This window comes from Hyphococcus formosus, from assembly GCF_046736345.1.
GTDB classification, from domain to species: Bacteria; Pseudomonadota; Alphaproteobacteria; order Caulobacterales; family Parvularculaceae; genus Hyphococcus; species Hyphococcus formosus.
Map to the genome: position 1 here is coordinate 42958 of NZ_CP157210.1, position 16837 is coordinate 59794.

A 16837-nucleotide genomic window follows, 5' to 3' on the forward strand; every position below is an offset into this window, starting at 1 on the left:
AAATGCCGCCGTTTTTATTATATCGATCCGTGGCAGTGTTTAAACTTTTTGCCCGAGCCGCAAGGGCAGGGCGCATTGCGTGGAACGCGCCCCCATGTTTCAGGATTGTTGGGATCGACACCGGAAGCACTTGCCATGCCTTTGATAGTGCCGATGCCAGCTGAAAGGCGCGAGCGAGGTGCCTGGCGCGCCATTTCGTTTTCACCGGTTGACGGATTCATATGGGTTTCCGTCATCGGAATTTCTTTGCGCTCAGGGACGGCCTCCTCAGGGGCGCGAACCTGAATGTTCATCAACATGCGCGTGACGTCGCGGCGCAACCCGTCAAGAAGTCCAGCGAAAAGCGCAAACGATTCCGTTTTGAACTCGTTGACCGGATCGCGCTGGCCATGGCCGCGCATCCAGATCACTGACCGCAGATGGTCAAGGGTCTGAAGATGCTCTCGCCAATTCGTATCCAAGACATTGAGGAGGATCGCTTTTTCGATCCTGCGCATGGTCTCGGAACCGATTTCTGCCGCACGTGCGCCGGCGAGTTTGTCGGCTTCTTCGTTAATGCGCTCGGCAAGTTCGGTGTCGGCGACGCCTTCTTCGCTCGCCCATTCCTTGACCGGGAACTCTTTGCCAAAGACGTCTTTGAGTTCGTCATTCAGACCGTCAACGTCCCATTGTTCAGCGTATGATTTAGCGGGAACGTGGGCGGCGACTAAATCATCGACCAACTGGCCACGCATATCGCTGATGATGTCATCAACAGTGTCTGATGACATGAATTCAATGCGCTGTTCAAAAATGGCTTTACGCTGATCATTGATGACGTCATCGAATTTGAGAACGTTCTTACGCATGTCGTAATTGCGTTGCTCAACTTTCTTTTGTGCGGTTTCAACGGCCTTGGTAAACCATGGGTGCTCGATTGACTCGTCGGGTTTAATACCGAACCGCTTGAGCATCTTCTCCATACTGTCGCCGAAAATGCGCATGAGGTCATCTTCGATGGAAAGGAAGAATTTGGTCGTGCCCGGATCACCCTGACGGCCCGATCGGCCTCGGAGCTGGTTATCGATACGGCGGCTTTCATGACGTTCCGTTGCGAGAACAAAAAGTCCGCCTGCATCCAGTGCCTGCTGTTTGACAGTCTCGATCTTCTTTTCGATTTCTGCGCGCTTACGGGTGATGGTTTCTTCGTCGTCATCCTCTTCGAGGACGTCCATCAACTGCAGATCAACCGAACCACCCAGTTGGATGTCGGTCCCGCGACCGGCCATGTTGGTTGCGATCGTGACAGCGCCCGGCACACCGGCACCAGCGACGATTTCAGCCTCTTGCTCATGATAGCGCGCATTCAATACGTTGTGCGGTATCGGAACTTTTTTATCGGCGAGCGATGCAAGATAGGCGGCTTGCTCTTCTAGATCGTCTTTCAGTTCTTTTTCTTTGTCTTTCAAGTCAGCGGCGCGTTCGCGCAAAGTCGCTGCCAAGTTTTTGAAAAACTTTTTATCGCTCAATAGCTCCGAGAGATATTCAGATTTCTCAATTGAAACTGTGCCCACGAGAACCGGCTGACCCGATTTGTGGCATTGCGCGATCTGTTGAACGATCGCTTTATATTTCTCTTCCGCCGTCATGTAGAGTTCGTCATCGAAATCTTCACGAGCGATTGGTTTGTTTGTTGGAATTTCGAAAACTTTGAGTTTGTAAATGTCTTCGAATTCCGCTTCCTCGGTCATCGCCGTACCGGTCATGCCGGCCAGTTTTTCGTAAAGGCGGAAGTAATTCTGGAAGGTGATAGACGCGAGGGTTTGGTTTTCCGGCTGGATCGTCGCGCCTTCTTTCGCCTCGACCGCCTGATGCAAGCCATCGGACCAGCGGCGTCCATCCATCATGCGGCCCGTAAACTCGTCGATAATCACGACTTTGTCGTTGCGGACGATATAATCTTTGTCGCGCTGGAAAATGCGATGCGCTTTAAGGGCCTGATTGACGTGGTGAACGACAGAAATATTCACCGAATCATAAAGGCTGTCGCCCTGCAGCAGTCCAGCCTCGCGTAGAAGCTCTTCGATTTTTTCATTGCCGTCTTCGGTGAGGGTGATCGAGCGCTGCTTTTCGTCGATTTCATAATCTTCTTCGACCAATTGCGGAATGATGTCATTGATCTTGAGATAAAGCTCAGATTTGTCATCGGTCGGGCCGGAAATGATGAGCGGCGTACGCGCTTCGTCGATCAGGATCGAATCAACCTCGTCAACAATCGCGTAGTGATGTCCGCGCTGGACCATCTGGTCGAGCGACGATTTCATATTGTCGCGGAGATAATCAAAGCCAAATTCGTTATTCGTGCCGTAGGTGATATCAGCCTTATAGGCCTCGCGGCGTTCCTCATCGGAGAGGCCATGAACGATACAACCCGTGGTCAGACCGAGTTGCGAATAGACCCGCGCCATCCATTCGGCGTCGCGTTTCGCAAGGTAATCGTTAACCGTGATGACATGGACACCGCGGCCGGTCAGGGCGTTTAGGTAAACCGGCAGCGTTGCCACCAGGGTTTTACCTTCACCGGTCTTCATCTCGGCGATATTACCGGCGTGGAGCACCATCCCGCCCACGAGCTGGACGTCGTAATGACGCTGCCCAAGCGCACGCTTTGCGCCTTCTCGTACAGTTGCGAACGCTTCTACCAGAAGATCGTCGAGCGATTCGCCATCCTTGTAGCGCTGTTTTAACTTTTCTGTCTGAGCAATAAGCCCGTCGTCGGTGAGCTTAGATATCTCGTCTTCAAGAGCATTGATCGCCTCAACACGTCGGAATAAAGGCTTGAGGCGGCGATCATTAGATGAACCGAAGATTTTTTTTGCGATTCCGAGTAACGCCATAAGGAGCGGGCCTTCGTGCTGCGATGAAAATACCGGTCGCGCCCTCGTCTAATCAGCGCTGGGCGCGCCTTCCATCGGCCGGGTTGGATTAATAACTACCCCGAAGGGGGCGTCGGAGAGATAGTAAGCGCCTAGGGCGCTGTCAACGAAAGCAAATATCGGGCAAGTCATGATCGAGACGCCAGACGGCAAACAATTCAAACCGGAGCAGCGAATTAAGCCCGCTTTAGCGCTTCTGCGCCTCGTTTCGCAGGGATTTTGGATCGCGCTCCGCGCATTGGGAAAATTTTGCATAACGACGTGGCGAGTCGCCGCAGCGCTTGATTCGGCTCTTTGGCGGTTAACGAAATTGATGGCCAACCGCCTGATGGTCTGGCTCGGATATGTGGGCCAGTTGGCCTTGATCGCTTTTCGCGGGCTGATTGCATGGCTCCCGACCCGCACAGGCCGCGCCTACAGCGCGATGATGGGCGCACTTTTGTTGGTTTTGGGCCTGTGGATGATTGATGTGTTACGCGCGGTTCCGTCGCTTGATAATGCGGGGTCATCGGCCTTGCGGCCCCCCGTCGATGACGCAGACCCGATTCTCGCCCGAATCGAGGGGCGATATGTCCATCTATCCGAGATTGAGGCGGCGGCTCGGGCGGGTGGCTTTTTACGGCCCGGGGAAAAATTGACACCGCAAACGGCCTTTGATCGCAATCTTGTCGAATCCTATGTTGAGCAGCGTCTCTTGGCGCGGGCGGCCCTGAACGAAGGCATGCAACGCAGACCCAGCGTCGCCCGGCGGGTCAATGCCGCGCGAGACCGGGTTCTCGCGGCGGCTTACATGGATGCGCAGGTGAAAAAAGCGGTCACTCCTGAGGCGGTGGAACGGCTTTATAACTCTCAGGCCGATGTCACGCGCGTCGGAGATGAAGTGAAAGCGCGTCATATCGTTGTTCAGACCCAAGAAGAAGCGAACGAGGTTGTTGCTTTACTGAAGGGCGGGGCGGAATTTGCGACACTCGCCCGGGAGCGGTCGATAGATCGGGCAACCGCGCCGCTTGGGGGCGAAGTCGGCTGGTTTAATCGTTCGATGATGACGCCTATATTTGCGAATGCGGCGTTTTCAGTCGCGCCCGGTGAATTGACTGCGCCATTTGAAACGGAGTTTGGTTGGCATATCGTTGAGGTTCTTGATCGCCGATCGACAAGTGCTGTGCCGTTCTCTCAGGTTAGAAGCTCTATCGAGAACTTTCTCCGTATGAGGACAATAGATTCTTCATTGCGAGCGCTCGAAGAAGAGAGCCAGGTTGTCTATTTTCGCCCTCAATCAGATGAGGCAATATCCGATGACCCGCCGGACCTAAAGGATAATGGTTTCGATTTAGAGGAAAACGCCGACCGCGCGCCGGATGATCAAGGTGAAAATGGCGGCAACTAATTTTTGGTTATCAATTGATTAATCGGATGCGTAGAATTCGCGTTCACCAGACTAAATTCTGTTAATCCCTGCCAGATTAGAATGAGGCAAGAATATGGCGAAGCTACTTCTCGTTGCAGCGTGTGCGCTGGTCGATCGTGATGGTCGAGTTTTAATGGCGCGGCGGCCAGCAGGGAAGGAAATGGCTGGTCTTTGGGAGTTTCCCGGGGGCAAGCTTGGGGAGAATGAAACGCCCGAAGAGGCGTTGGTGAGAGAATTAAAGGAAGAATTAGCAATTGATACCGAGGCCTCTTGCCTCGCACCAATTGGTTTTGCTTCCGAGGCTTTAAAAGAATTTCATCTTTTAATGCCTTTATTTGTATGCAGAAAGTGGAGTGGCATGCCCGTGCCCGTCGAAGGACAAGAGCTGAAATGGGTGAAGCCATCTGCTTTAACATCGATGGAAATGCCTCCGGCGGACCGGCCGTTGGCTGCGCAGTTAAGGGATTTGTTGTGATGGAAACGAAGATGGAAAAGAGAGATTGGTGCGATAGCGTCAGCGATCTTATTCGGTCGTTTCGTCGGGACGAAACCGGCGCAACGGCGATCGAATACGGGCTGATCTTGGCAATGTTGTTTTTAGCCATTGTTGGCGCAATTCGTAGTTTTGCTACCTCAAACAGCGAAATGTATAATCGTATCGACGAGACGCTTCAGGAAAGTACGAATTAAAGCAACTCTCGATTATTTAGCGCCTTTGATTGCATCTTCCAGCGAGACTTTTCCGCTTCCCGGTTTAAGTGGTTTTTGTTGTGATGGGTCTGGTGCCCAACCGGTCAAATAAACAATTTCAAATTTCTCCATGCCGCCATTCTCGGCAAAGATCTGTATGGCGCGCATCAATACATCGCGGCGTAGTGGACCTGCGCGGTTTTTCAGTGCGCTGGTTTCGCCCATCCCGCGAAGGTCGCGAAATAATTTGATAGGTTCGTCATACGTCACGCTGACTTTATCTATGTCGACAACAGGTAACGTAAAGCCCGCGCGGGAAAGTGCTTGGCCATAATCCTGAATGCTCGCAAAGGGATTAATTCGTGGGCTGACACCGCCCGTGATTTCGGTCTCTGCGGTGTAAAGCGCTTTACGAAGATTGCTGAGTGTTTCTTCCGCAAAGACGGCTGCGATAAACAATCCGTCCTGAACAAGCGACCGCCGGATTTGAACCAGCGCGCCGATCAAATCATTCACTGAATGGAGGGTCAAAAGGCTTACAAATAAATTTTGCGACTCTGGCGCGATAGGCAACAATTCTTCGTCCGCAACGACCCGCAAGCCATTTGCCGGTAATCGGGCCGGGGCGGGGTCTAGGTGGACAATCTCGCCAATCTTGCAATCGGGCGTCAGTTTATTTGCCAAATTGCCGACTCCAGAGAAAACTGATTTCGGGAAGTCCCGCATCACCGTTTCCAGCCGGTCGACAATATCGTCCATGGCGCGCTGATGCAGAAAGTCGTACTCACCAAAAGTTCGGGCCGCCCAGCTGCGTCGCTTGGCAATCAGGCTTCGGTCAAATATCTCTGGTGGCGTATTCATATCATTCGGTCGGTTCGGTTTATTTCTAGGCGGTAGACTAACGCGCGTGAAACATCAATTCATCCACCACTGTCGTGACATGGGCGTGTCCTTTATGCGGGGCATCCTCGATATTGTTATGCCGCCGAGCTGTCCGGTAACAAATCAAGAAGTCGCGTCATTTGGGGCATTGGCACCGGATGCGTGGAGTGCGGTCCATTTCATCACGGACCCATTCTGTCCTCGCTGCGGGGTACCCTTTGCTGCGGACTATGGGCCTGAGGTTGAGTGTCCCTCGTGCATTGCGTCGCCGCCAGACTTTACGCGGGCGCGCGCCGCCGTCGTATACGATGATGCTACGCACAAGCTGATCGTTGGTTTTAAGCATGGAGACCGTACCGAGTTGGCGCCGATGTTTGCAAAGTGGATGGCCAATGCCGGCCAGTCACTCATTTCGGAAAGTTCAATAATAATGCCGGTACCACTGCATAGTTCGCGGCAATTTGCCCGTCGGTATAATCAATCGGCCTTGCTCGCGCAGGGCGTCGCCAATCGAACCGGTGGGATATTGGCATTGGATGATTTGATCAGGCGACGCGCCACCCCGCCACAGAAAGACCTTTCCGCGGAGGCGCGAAAGAGAAATGTTTCCGGGGCCTTTGGTTTTCGTAATAGCAACAGGCAACAGCGTTATCGCGGGGCCCATGTGGTGTTGGTGGATGATGTCCTGACAACCGGTGCAACCCTTTCCGCTGCGGCGCGTTCACTAAAGCGTGTAGGGGCTTCACAGGTTGATGCGCTAGTCCTTGCGCGGGTTGTAAAAGGCGGCATTGGTGCCATATAGCGCCTTCAGTTGATTAGGAGCACGTTTGTCAGATGAACCCCGTAGTTGTTTATACGAAACCCCTTTGCCCTTATTGCACGCGGGCATTATCGCTACTTGAGAAAAAAGGCGCAAAGGTAACCGATATTTCTGCGGCCTATGACAAAGACAAGCGTGCGGAAATGCTATCTAAGTCGAACGGCAAAACGACTTATCCGCAGATTTTTATCGGCGAAACCCATGTTGGCGGGTATGATGAGTTGAGCGCACTTGATCGCGCTGGAAAACTGGACCCAATGTTGAATGCCTAATTTGACGAAATTTCGTGCTGCCTGCGTACAGATGCGCTCTGGGATAGACCGGGCGCAAAATACGAAGGATGCCTTGTCACTTATCGCTGAGGCGGCCAAGGACGGTGCGAAGTTTGTGGCGACCCCGGAAATGACCAATGTCGTTGACCGGAACCCGCGGCGGATGTTTGAAAACATTGCTGCCGAAGATGACATGCCAGAGATCGCGGCTTTTTCTGCGGCGGCTGAAGCGAATAAGATCTGGCTGTTGGCCGGGTCCTTTGCGGTGAAGGTTGCTGACAAGAGAGCGGCCAATCGCGCGTTTCTGTTTGGTCCGGATGGCCGGATCGTCGCGAAATACGACAAGCTGCATATGTTCGACGTTGATCTTCCTAACGGCGAAAGCTGGAAGGAGTCTGCGGTATATCAGCCAGGACCACACCCGGTGCTGGTCGATGCAGACGAGGCAAAAATTGGCCTGTCCATTTGCTATGATGTGCGCTTTCCCCGGCTTTACCGGACTTTGGCGCAGTCGGGCGCGACAATTCTTTGTGTGCCCGCAGCATTCACAAAGCAGACCGGAGAGGCGCATTGGAAAACGCTTTTAACAGCTCGAGCCATTGAAAATGGTGCGTTTGTTATTGCACCTGCACAAGGCGGAAAGCATGAGGATGGCCGGGAAACCTATGGGCATTCGCTAATTATCGATCCATGGGGTAAGGTGTTAGCGGAAGCACCGGGGGACGAGCCATGCGTTATTTCAGCGGACATCGATCTGGACCGTGCGTTTGAAGCGAGGCAGCGGATACCCAATCTTTCATTAGAACAAACTTTTGACGTCAACATAGTAAAGCCATGATCAAGTACAGTTTAATTTGCGACGATGACCACGAATTCGAGGGATGGTTCCGCGACAGTGCGGACTATGATGCTCAGGCGTCTGAAGATTTGATTGAATGTCCCGTCTGCGGATCAGAAGAGGTCAGAAAAGCGGTTATGGCACCGTCAATCGCTCGTGGTTCAGCAGCATCTCGTAGCGAACGCCTTGCCGCTGTTCAGCGCGATATGGAAAGTGCCGTCGCTCGTGCGCGCGAATATGTCGAGAAAAATTTCGACTATGTGGGCGACAAATTCCCGGAAGAGGCGCGCAAGATTCATTACGGCGAATCCAAAGAGCGCGGGATATACGGCGAGGCGTCTGGCAAAGACGTCAAGGCGCTCATAGAGGAAGGGGTGCAGGTCGCACCATTGCCGAAAACTAAAAGCGCCGATAACGCCAAAAAACCGGATAGTGCCGGTACCCCCAAGATCACGCATTCAGGCACCAAAAAGCTGAACTAAACGGTTATCGATTCTGGTGTCGGTTGCTAAATCGCGCTACCGATGGCGCTATTATGGATGCTATTCGCGACCGCCTGAGAGATTTACCGTTCTTTGCTGGATTGGAAGCCAAAACGCTGACAGCCATCGCAGCGGTGAGCGTCTGGCAATCAGTTCCGGGCGGGTGGGAATTATTTTCTCAGGACACGCGATCTGATGCGTTGCACATCAATATTTCCGGTCGGTTGATCGTAGTTCGAACCAACCAAGAAGGCGAAGACCATGTCGTTGGTTATGTGCGCGCCGGCGAGCCAGCGGGGGAAATGTCAGTCCTTTCCGGCGAGACGCATTCGGCCAGTGTTTTTGCCCTTCGGGACACGGAAATATTGTCCATAAAGCTTGAAGAGGTTAATCGCCTCATTCTGGAGCATGGCGACTTTGCCGCGGCACTCGCGCGAATTGTTTTAGATCGGGCGCGCCATCCCAAAGCCAGTTTCCAGCAATCCGCACCAAGAATATTTGCTTTTATCGCATCGTCACCGTCGATTGATGTCGATGCGCATGTTCGCGAACTTGCGAACCGAGTGTCGAGATATCAGGTCAATGCAACGTATTTTCCGGCTACGGAGGACGCGCTTGATAGCCGAGCGTTCGACCGCGTTGAAAATGCGCATGACGTCGTATTGCTCGCGGCAAAAGTCGATCATAGTCCGTGGTATCGGTTCGTGCTCCGTCACGCTGATCGGTTTTTAGTGCTTGCGCGCCGCGATGGTCGCCCGTCGGAGCCATTCCCGTTGACGGCGGAGCATGGCATTCGAGCGCGTAAATTCAGGCTTGTTGATCTCGTTATGTTGGCGGAGGGCGTCAAGACAACAAGTGCGGCGCAATGGATGGATGCCATTGGTGCATCGCGAATTATCAACCTCAAAGATAATTCCTGTGTTGACCGGCTTGCACGGATTATTGCCGGGAAGTCGGTTGGTCTCGTTCTTTCCGGCGGTGGTGCGCGTGCTTATGCGCATATCGGGGCTGTTCGGGCGATGCGCGAATCCGGTGTGCCTATCGATTTCATTTGTGGTGCGTCAATGGGGGCGGTGGTGGCCGCTTGCGTTTCCATGGATTGGTCCCAGGCCGAAATGGAGCAGCGGATAACCGAGGCATTTGTTTCGTCTAATCCGCTCGGGGATCATGTTTTGCCTGTCGTCGCATTGACCCGTGGTGGCCGCGTTGATCACCGGCTGCTGCATCATTTTGGGGACGCGAAAATCGAAGATTTAACGACGCCGTTTTTCTGCGTTTCATCAAATATCGTGAACGGTACGGCGCGCATCCATAACCGAGGCTCATTACGAAAGGCCTTGCGGGCGTCTATTGCACTGCCCGGAATTTTGCCGCCGGTAATCGAAGATGATGCCTTGCTGGTCGATGGGGCGGTGGTAAATAATTTCCCCACGGATATCATGGCGGCATTGCACCGCGGCGTGACGATCGGGGTCGATGTCGCGCGCGAGGGGGTGATCGACATAAACGCGTTTCGCGATCCGCCCGGATTTTTCTCCTGGGTTTTTCAGCATGGCTTCTCTGCCGCGCCGCCAATCGTATCGTTGTTGATGCGAACAGCGACTGCGCGCCGCGAAGACATTTCCACTGAGCGCCCGGCGGATATTATGATTGCCCCAAACGTCAGCGGTGTTGAGCTTCGCGATTGGAAAAAATTTGATATCGCCGTCGCGGAAGGCTATCGGACAGCGAAAGCATCTATTGAAGAAAATTGGGCAACGCTAGCGCCGATCATACGCGCTGCAAACAAAAAGTAGCTACGGCTTGATGGCCGTTAGCATGTAATTGACATCCGTATCCTCACCAATGCGCCAGATATCCAATAGTGGATTATAGGTCACGCCAGCTTCGCCCGTGACCGTGAGGCCCGCGCGGGAGAGTGCTGATCGTGCTTCGCCGGGGCGGACAAATTTTCTTGGATCGTGGGTACCAGCGGGAAGCCAACGCAGAATATATTCTGCTCCGATCTTCGCGAGCATCAGGGCTTTCAGTGTACGGTTTATGGTCGCCATAACCATTATGCCGCCGGGTTTTAAGAGACTTGCAGACGTTTCCAGAAACAAATCCACATCCGCAACATGTTCGACGACCTCCAGATTGAGGACGATATCAAACGTTCCGGCTTCAGTTTCGGCAAGGGCCTCTACGGTGGTGGCTCTGTAGTCGATATCAAGCTTTTGCGGCATCGCATGAGCCATGGCCGTTTTGATATTTTGTTCAGCTGCATCGATCGCAGTGACCGATGCGCCAAGCCGACACATTGGCTCTGCGACAAGGCCGCCGCCGCAGCCAATGTCGATAAGCTTAAGTCCTTCAAGAGGGTTTTTTGCTCTTCGGTCGCGAGAAAAGTGCGCGCAAACGCAATCTCTTATATAGGCGAGACGAACGGGGTTAAATTTGTGGAGTGGCTTGAATTTTCCAAAGGGGTCCCACCATTCATCCGCAATTGCGGTAAATTTGGCGATTTCGTCTGGATCTATGGTCGTTTTACCGACTTTTGAGCCACCGTCTCCGGGTTCAGTTAAGTCTTCCTGCGACATAAAAAATATTTCCTCGCTTGCTTCGGCGGGCGCCGCTTTCTAGACATAGCTGACATTTGCGCTTCCGATGGGCGGGAGCAATAGGGCAAGACTTCGCAGGCATATAATTCCATGGCCCGGATAGTAATGAAATTTGGCGGTACATCCGTCGCAAATATGGATCGCATTCGTGCAGTATCCGCGATCGTTAAGCGTGAGGTGGATGCCGGGCATTCCGTCGCCGTTGTCGTTTCGGCAATGGCCGGTGAGACCAATCGACTGGTTGGCCTATGCCGGGAGGCGGGTGAACCCGCGCCATCATTGGATGCGCGAGACGTAGAATATGACGCAGTGGTTGCATCAGGCGAGCAGGTCACATCAGGCCTTCTGGCAATTGTGATGCAGAATCTTGGATATCGGGCCCGGTCGTGGCACGGATGGCAGATCGCCCTGCGGACCGATAATGCGCATGGTAAAGCGCGCATCGAAGCGGTTGACGAGGAGGCGCTGGGCTCCGCCATCGATGGGGGCGAGGTCGCCGTCGTGGCTGGTTTTCAAGGAATTGCGCCAGATGGCCGGATCGCGACCCTTGGGCGGGGCGGCTCGGATACTTCGGCGGTTGCATTGGCGGCGGCGATTGGCGCTGATCGATGCGACATCTATACTGACGTTGATGGCGTCTATACGACAGATCCGCGCCTTACCAAGCATGCGCGCCGGATTGATAAAATTTCTTTCGAGGAAATGCTGGAAATGGCGTCTCTGGGTGCCAAAGTTCTGCAGACCCGTTCTGTAGAACTGGCAATGGCCTATAAGGTCCCGGTTCGGGTATTATCGAGCTTTGATCCGCCAGATGCGCCTGGCCCCGGAACCCTCATTTGTGACGAGGATGATATTGTGGAAAAGAATATAGTCACCACTGTTACGCCTGACTTCGACGAGGCGACGGTTACAATTCTGGCTGTGCCAGATGAGCCTGGCCGCGCTGCCGGTATTTTTGACGCGCTGGCCGCGGCGAATATCAACATCGATATGATTGTACAAAGCTCGTCCCGTGAGGCGGGTTTTGCAAACATCTCGTTCACCACTAAGGAAATCGATCTTGAGCGCGCGGTTGATGTATTGGCCGAGCAGCAACCAACGATTGGGTTTAAAGCACTGCAATCCGACCGTAATGTTGCTAAAGTGTCTGTCATTGGTGTCGGCATGAAAAGCCATGCTGGTGTCGCCGCGACAATGTTCCGTACGCTTGCGGAAAAAGGGATCAATATTCAGAATATCTCAACATCGGAAATTAAAATCAGCGTGCTGATTAATGCCGATGCGGCAGAATATGCGGTTCGCGTGTTGCATGAAGCCTATGGGCTGGATGAGCCCGGCAATCCTGCGCGGACCTGATAGGGCGCGATGAGCATAGAAAAAACACGTCCACCACATGGTGGTCATGGGGGTCAAGGGATAACCGTACTTCTCAAGCGCATGCGGGATGCCGTTGCGCAGGAAGTGAGTGCGCAGGACCGCCTTGACCTTCTGACCAAAGTGATCGCCAGCCATGTGGTGGCTGATGTTTGCTCGATTTATTTGCGTCGCCCCGATGATGTCCTTGAGCTTTATTCAACGCAGGGCCTGAAGCGAGAAGCGGTTCACAACACCCAATTGCAATGGGGTGAAGGTCTCGTCGGTCTTGTGGCGAAACGACACTCGCCAATGGTCACGTCTGAAGCGCCAAAACATCCGGCATTCGCTTATCGGCCAGAAACCGGTGAGGACCCGCTACACTCGTTTTTAGGTGTGCCGCTCATCCGTTCTGGCAAAACGCTCGGTGTTCTGGTTATTCAAAACCGTGCGGCGCGCGAATATCTGCCGGAAGAAATCGAAGCCGTACAAGCCGTCGCGACGCTCCTTGCGGAAATCGCCGCATCCGGTGAATTGCTTAGCGTCGAGGAAACCGAAGCCGTTGGGGCGATGTTGCATCGTCCGGAAAAGCTGAAAGGTTTCGGTATTGTTTCCGGCGTTGCATTGGGCCGCGCGGTGTTTCTCCAGCCCCCTGCGCCGAAGCATAAAGTCTTTGCGAAAAATCCAGCGGAGGAAGCTGAGCGGCTAGAAGATGGCCTGAATGATTTGCGCCGTTCAGTTGATCACATGATCACCAATAACGCTTCATTGAGTGGCGTGTCGCGCGAAGTTCTCGAAACCTATCGGCTATTTGCCTATGACCGCGGCTGGAAAGATCGTCTGCGTGCGGCCGTATTTTCTGGTCTGACTGCGGAGTCTGCGGTTGATCAGGTAAAGGCGGAAAATCGCGCCCGGCTTTCGCAATCGCGTGACCCCTATTTGCGCGAACGGCTGCATGATCTTGATGATCTCTCGAACCGCCTGTTGCGCCATTTAAGCGGCGAGAAAAATGGCGGTGAACGGGATTTGTTTGAAGAAACGATCCTGTTTGCGCGCACGATGGGCCCGGCAGAGCTTCTTGAATATGACAGAAAGCGACTAAAGGGGCTTGTGCTTGGCGAAGTCTCCGCGACCTCGCATGTGGCGATCGTCGCGCGAGCGTTGAAACTTCCGATGGTGACGGGTGCGCTCGACGCCCTTGAACTAACGGAGGAGGGCGACCAAGCCGTTATCGACGGTGATGCAGGCGAGATTCATATTCGTCCGCAGTCTGATGTACTCGAATCTTATCGTGCCAAGCAAACCCGGTATCACGAACTCGAAGCGATTTATGCGAGCGAGAAAACGCTGCCATCCGTCACCAAGGACGGCGTGAATATCACAATACAAATGAACGCTGGTCTGGCGCTTGATTTGCCGTTCCTCGATGGCACTGGCGCGTCTGGCGTCGGGTTGTTCCGAACAGAACTGCAATTCCTGATCGGGTCACAGCTCCCATCAGTGGCGATGCAAGAGGCGCTCTATCGTGAAGCGCTTGATCTCGCCAACGGAAAGCCCGTTATATTCCGTACTGCCGATATTGGCGGCGATAAAACTGCGCCCTATATGGATCACGGCAATGAGGTCAATCCGGCCATGGGGTGGCGCGGCGTGCGTATGGCTGTTGACCGCCCCGGCATGATCCGACCGCAATTGCGCGCTTTATTGTCGGCGGCGACGGATCAGACCTTGTGGGTCATGTTCCCGTTTATCACGCTCGCGGCAGAAGTTGACGAAATCAAAGCGCTGCTGGATCTCGAAATTGATCGCGCTCGGCGTCATGGCAAGGGTTTGCCAAAGGACATCAAAATCGGTGTGATGATCGAAACCCCCGCAGCCGCTTGGCGCGCGGAATTGATTGCGCAGAAGGTCGACTTTCTCTCGGTGGGCGGTAATGATCTGGCGCAGTTCTATTTTGCGGCGGATCGCGATTCCGAGCGGGTACAGCGCCGCTACGATCCGATGAATGGCGGATTTTTGAGTTTTCTCAAAAATACTGTGGAAAAAGTGTCCCAGACTGGCACGCCGCTTTCTTATTGCGGTGAGCAGACCGCCGATGCGGTTACTGCCGCTGCATTGATTGCTGTGGGCGTGCGTCAATTCTCACTCCCGGCGGCCTTTGTCGGGCCATTCCGACGTCTCGTCCGGTCAATTGATGTAGGCGAAGCAAGCGCTTGGATGGCGGAACATTCGATTGCGCCTGAAGCTACGCTTCGTCCTAGTTTTAAACAGTATTTACGGGATGCGGGCGTCGTCTTTGAATAAAGCGCCGGTTAACAGATTTCTGTTCTAACTATCAGCTAGATTTCAAAAATGGTTACGTCCCGGGCGAATTTCGCTATGCTGGCACTGCCCGGATTCAATCTGAACGAGGCGAATTTGTCGATGGCGAACGGGTCTGCAAAAATAGTCGATATGGCGGATGCACGGGCGCGGCTCGGCGGCGGGGAGGTTGCGAATGTCGGTGTACGGCTCGCGATGGCCCGCGAAAGTCGCGGAATTAGCCTGAATGAAGTTGCAACGCGTATTCACATCCGCGAAGCGCATCTTCAGGCGATCGAAAATGTCGACAAGTCTGCATTGCCGGCGCGGCCTTATGCACTCGGATTTGTTAGGACCTATGCTGAGTTCCTTGAGCTTGATGCGCGCGCGACCGTAGAACAATTCAAACAGGACGCTGGCTATGATGCGCCGGCCCCGATTGAAACAGAAAAATTCAGCCCTGCCGAACAGACGACCGATGCCGAACCTAACCAGATGAGCTTGCCAGCGGTCATGGCAATTCTGGTCTTTGTGCTTTGGTGCTTGTGGCAACTAAGCCTGCCGCGTGAAGTCACTGAACTCGGCAGTAGTGATACGCCGCAGATTGCGAAAAAACTTGAGGTTGAAGCCCCCACGCCGACACAGGTTATCGGTGAGCTGGTCGAGGCGACGATTGTGGAAGACATTGCGCCGGTTTATCCGCGTAGCTGTACCGCTTCAGCGCAGCCGATTGAGACTGTTGATGTCGCCTTCACAGTAACTGCTAACGGCCGGATTGCGGGCGAGAGAATCGCCAATTCGACGAATGATTGTTTCAATGATGCAGCGCTGAATGCTATCCGCCGGTGGCAGTTTAATCCGCGCACCGTCGACGGTGTGGCCAAACCGGCCTATGACCAAAGTTATAGCTTCCAATTTGCGCGCCCATAACTATCTGATAAATTTAGGTAAAAACTGATCGCCAATATTGGACGGCGATTGTTTTGCCATTGCGTCTTTTCGGGACTTGACTTCAGCGCGGAGCGCGCAATCTTGGCGTCAAAGTAACCCGTTTTTGAGGTGAAGAGGACAGACCATGTCAGTACGTCCCTGGCGCGATATTGAGCGCCGTAAATCACGCCAGATTATGGTTGGCAATGTACCGGTTGGCGGTGATGCGCCGATTGCGGTTCAATCCATGACGAACACCCTGACGTCAGATGCGCAGGCGACGATTCGGCAGATTAATGAAATCGCCGAAGCCGGTGCGGATATTGTTCGGGTGTCTTGCCCTGATCAGGACTCAACCCGTGCGCTGAAAGAGATCGCAAAGGCTTCGCCAGTACCGATCGTTGCAGATATCCATTTCCACTATAAGCGCGGTATTGAAGCGGCAGATGCCGGGGCCGCATGTTTGCGGATCAATCCCGGTAATATCGGCTCATCTGAGCGGGTTCGCGAAGTTATCAAGGCTGCGAAAGACAATGGCTGTTCAATGCGCATTGGCGTGAATGGCGGTTCGCTTGAAAAAGATCTGCTCGACAAATATGGCGAGCCATGCCCTGAGGCGATGGTCGAAAGTGCCCTCGATCATGCGAAAATTCTTCAGGACAATGATTTCCACGAATTCAAGATTTCCGTGAAGGCCTCTGATGTGTTTCTCACGGTGGCGGCCTATCACGCTCTGGCCGAAGCGATTGATTGCCCATTGCACCTCGGAGTGACCGAGGCCGGGGGCTTGCGTATCGGGTCGGTCAAATCAGCAATCGGCCTTGGTTCACTGCTATGGGCTGGTATCGGTGATACGATCCGCGTATCGCTTTCGGCGGACCCGGTGGAAGAGATCAAAGCCGGATTTGATATTCTCAAATCTCTCGGCTTGCGCCATCGCGGTGTCAATGTAATTTCCTGCCCGTCATGCGCGCGTCAGGGCTTCAATGTGATCCAGACCGTTGAGACGCTTGAAAAGCGTCTGGCGCATATCACCACGCCCTTATCGCTCTCGGTAATTGGTTGTGTCGTTAATGGCCCCGGCGAAGCACGCGAAACCGATATCGGCTTTACCGGCGGCGGCGCTGGTAAAGAACACGGCATGATCTATCTCAATGGCGATGTCGATCACCGGATCGATAATTCAGAATTGGTCGACCATCTTGTCGAGCTGGTTGAAAAACGTGCCGCTGAAATTCAGGCGGAAGAAGCGAAGCAGACTGTCGCTGCTGAGTAGCGAAGCTCATCGAATATTGGCGCGCGGGTTTATGACTCCGCGCGCTTTTTTTATTTAGAACACTGAAGAT

15 protein-coding genes are annotated in these 16837 nt (G+C 53.7%); 12 read left to right on the forward strand and 3 right to left on the reverse strand.

The genetic code is table 11. The annotated features are described in order from the left end of the window. Nucleotides 1-17: 17 nt before the first annotated feature. Nucleotides 18-2876 (reverse strand): preprotein translocase subunit SecA, encoded by a 2859-nt coding sequence (gene secA / locus ABFZ83_RS00180; protein WP_411817414.1) that lies wholly within the window; start codon nucleotides 2874-2876, stop codon nucleotides 18-20. Nucleotides 2877-3045: 169 nt separating this feature from the next. On the opposite strand from secA, the gene ABFZ83_RS00185 reads away from it, so the two are divergent. The 3 genes from ABFZ83_RS00185 (at nucleotide 3046) to ABFZ83_RS00195 (ending at nucleotide 5013) form a co-directional block, all read left to right on the forward strand. Further along, the gene (locus ABFZ83_RS00185) at nucleotides 3046-4302 is read left to right on the forward strand and encodes a peptidylprolyl isomerase (RefSeq protein ID WP_411817415.1); all 1257 of its coding nucleotides are present in this window, start codon (nucleotides 3046-3048) and stop codon (nucleotides 4300-4302) included. Nucleotides 4303-4396: 94 nt separating this feature from the next. After that, on the forward strand, nucleotides 4397-4798 hold the full coding sequence (locus tag ABFZ83_RS00190) for a (deoxy)nucleoside triphosphate pyrophosphohydrolase (protein WP_411817416.1): 402 nt from the start codon (nucleotides 4397-4399) through the stop codon (nucleotides 4796-4798). Between the two features lie 11 nt (nucleotides 4799-4809). Further along, on the forward strand, nucleotides 4810-5013 hold the full coding sequence (locus tag ABFZ83_RS00195) for a Flp family type IVb pilin (RefSeq protein WP_411817417.1): 204 nt from the start codon (nucleotides 4810-4812) through the stop codon (nucleotides 5011-5013). A 12-nt stretch (nucleotides 5014-5025) separates the two neighbouring features. Here the strand turns inward: ABFZ83_RS00195 and ABFZ83_RS00200 are convergent, their stop codons facing one another. Further along, on the reverse strand, nucleotides 5026-5874 hold the full coding sequence (locus ABFZ83_RS00200) for a class I SAM-dependent methyltransferase (protein WP_411817418.1): 849 nt from the start codon (nucleotides 5872-5874) through the stop codon (nucleotides 5026-5028). A gap of 94 nt (nucleotides 5875-5968) precedes the next feature. On the opposite strand from ABFZ83_RS00200, the gene ABFZ83_RS00205 reads away from it, so the two are divergent. From ABFZ83_RS00205 to ABFZ83_RS00225, 5 genes are read left to right on the forward strand one after another with little or no spacing between them, the layout of a single operon-like run. After that, complete coding sequence (locus tag ABFZ83_RS00205) at nucleotides 5969-6697, forward strand: ComF family protein (protein ID WP_411817419.1); 729 nt, start codon at nucleotides 5969-5971, stop codon at nucleotides 6695-6697. 32 nt (nucleotides 6698-6729) lie between these two features. Beyond that, a complete protein-coding gene (grxC, locus tag ABFZ83_RS00210; protein ID WP_411817420.1) occupies nucleotides 6730-6987 on the forward strand; it encodes a glutaredoxin 3 in 258 nt (85 codons plus the stop codon). 1 nt (nucleotide 6988) lies between these two features. Next, entirely contained in the window at nucleotides 6989-7825 is an 837-nt protein-coding gene (locus ABFZ83_RS00215) for a carbon-nitrogen hydrolase family protein (protein ID WP_411817421.1), read from the forward strand. Next, complete coding sequence (locus ABFZ83_RS00220; RefSeq protein WP_411817422.1) at nucleotides 7822-8307, forward strand: DUF1178 family protein; 486 nt, start codon at nucleotides 7822-7824, stop codon at nucleotides 8305-8307. Before ABFZ83_RS00215 ends, ABFZ83_RS00220 begins: the two co-directional genes overlap by 4 nt. A 53-nt stretch (nucleotides 8308-8360) precedes the next feature. Further along, nucleotides 8361-10103: a patatin-like phospholipase family protein gene (locus tag ABFZ83_RS00225; protein WP_411817423.1), complete on the forward strand. Its 1743-nt coding sequence runs from the start codon at nucleotides 8361-8363 to the stop codon at nucleotides 10101-10103. Here ABFZ83_RS00225 and ubiG read toward each other — a convergent pair whose 3' ends face one another. Then, nucleotides 10104-10886, reverse strand: coding sequence for a bifunctional 2-polyprenyl-6-hydroxyphenol methylase/3-demethylubiquinol 3-O-methyltransferase UbiG (gene ubiG, locus ABFZ83_RS00230; RefSeq protein WP_411817424.1), 783 nt, complete (start codon nucleotides 10884-10886; stop codon nucleotides 10104-10106). It lies immediately after the preceding gene. Nucleotides 10887-10997: 111 nt separating this feature from the next. Between ubiG and ABFZ83_RS00235 the strand changes: the two genes are divergently transcribed. The 4 genes from ABFZ83_RS00235 to ispG all read left to right on the forward strand — a co-directional run bounded on the left by ABFZ83_RS00235 (nucleotide 10998) and on the right by ispG (nucleotide 16767). After that, a complete protein-coding gene (locus tag ABFZ83_RS00235; RefSeq protein WP_411817425.1) occupies nucleotides 10998-12263 on the forward strand; it encodes an aspartate kinase in 1266 nt (421 codons plus the stop codon). A gap of 9 nt (nucleotides 12264-12272) precedes the next feature. Then, entirely contained in the window at nucleotides 12273-14564 is a 2292-nt protein-coding gene (ptsP, locus tag ABFZ83_RS00240; RefSeq protein ID WP_411817426.1) for a phosphoenolpyruvate--protein phosphotransferase, read from the forward strand. Between the two features lie 48 nt (nucleotides 14565-14612). Beyond that, a complete protein-coding gene (locus tag ABFZ83_RS00245) occupies nucleotides 14613-15491 on the forward strand; it encodes a TonB family protein (RefSeq protein ID WP_411817427.1) in 879 nt (292 codons plus the stop codon). Nucleotides 15492-15636: 145 nt separating this feature from the next. After that, the gene (ispG, locus tag ABFZ83_RS00250) at nucleotides 15637-16767 is read left to right on the forward strand and encodes a flavodoxin-dependent (E)-4-hydroxy-3-methylbut-2-enyl-diphosphate synthase (RefSeq protein WP_411817428.1); all 1131 of its coding nucleotides are present in this window, start codon (nucleotides 15637-15639) and stop codon (nucleotides 16765-16767) included. Nucleotides 16768-16837 lie beyond the last annotated feature (70 nt).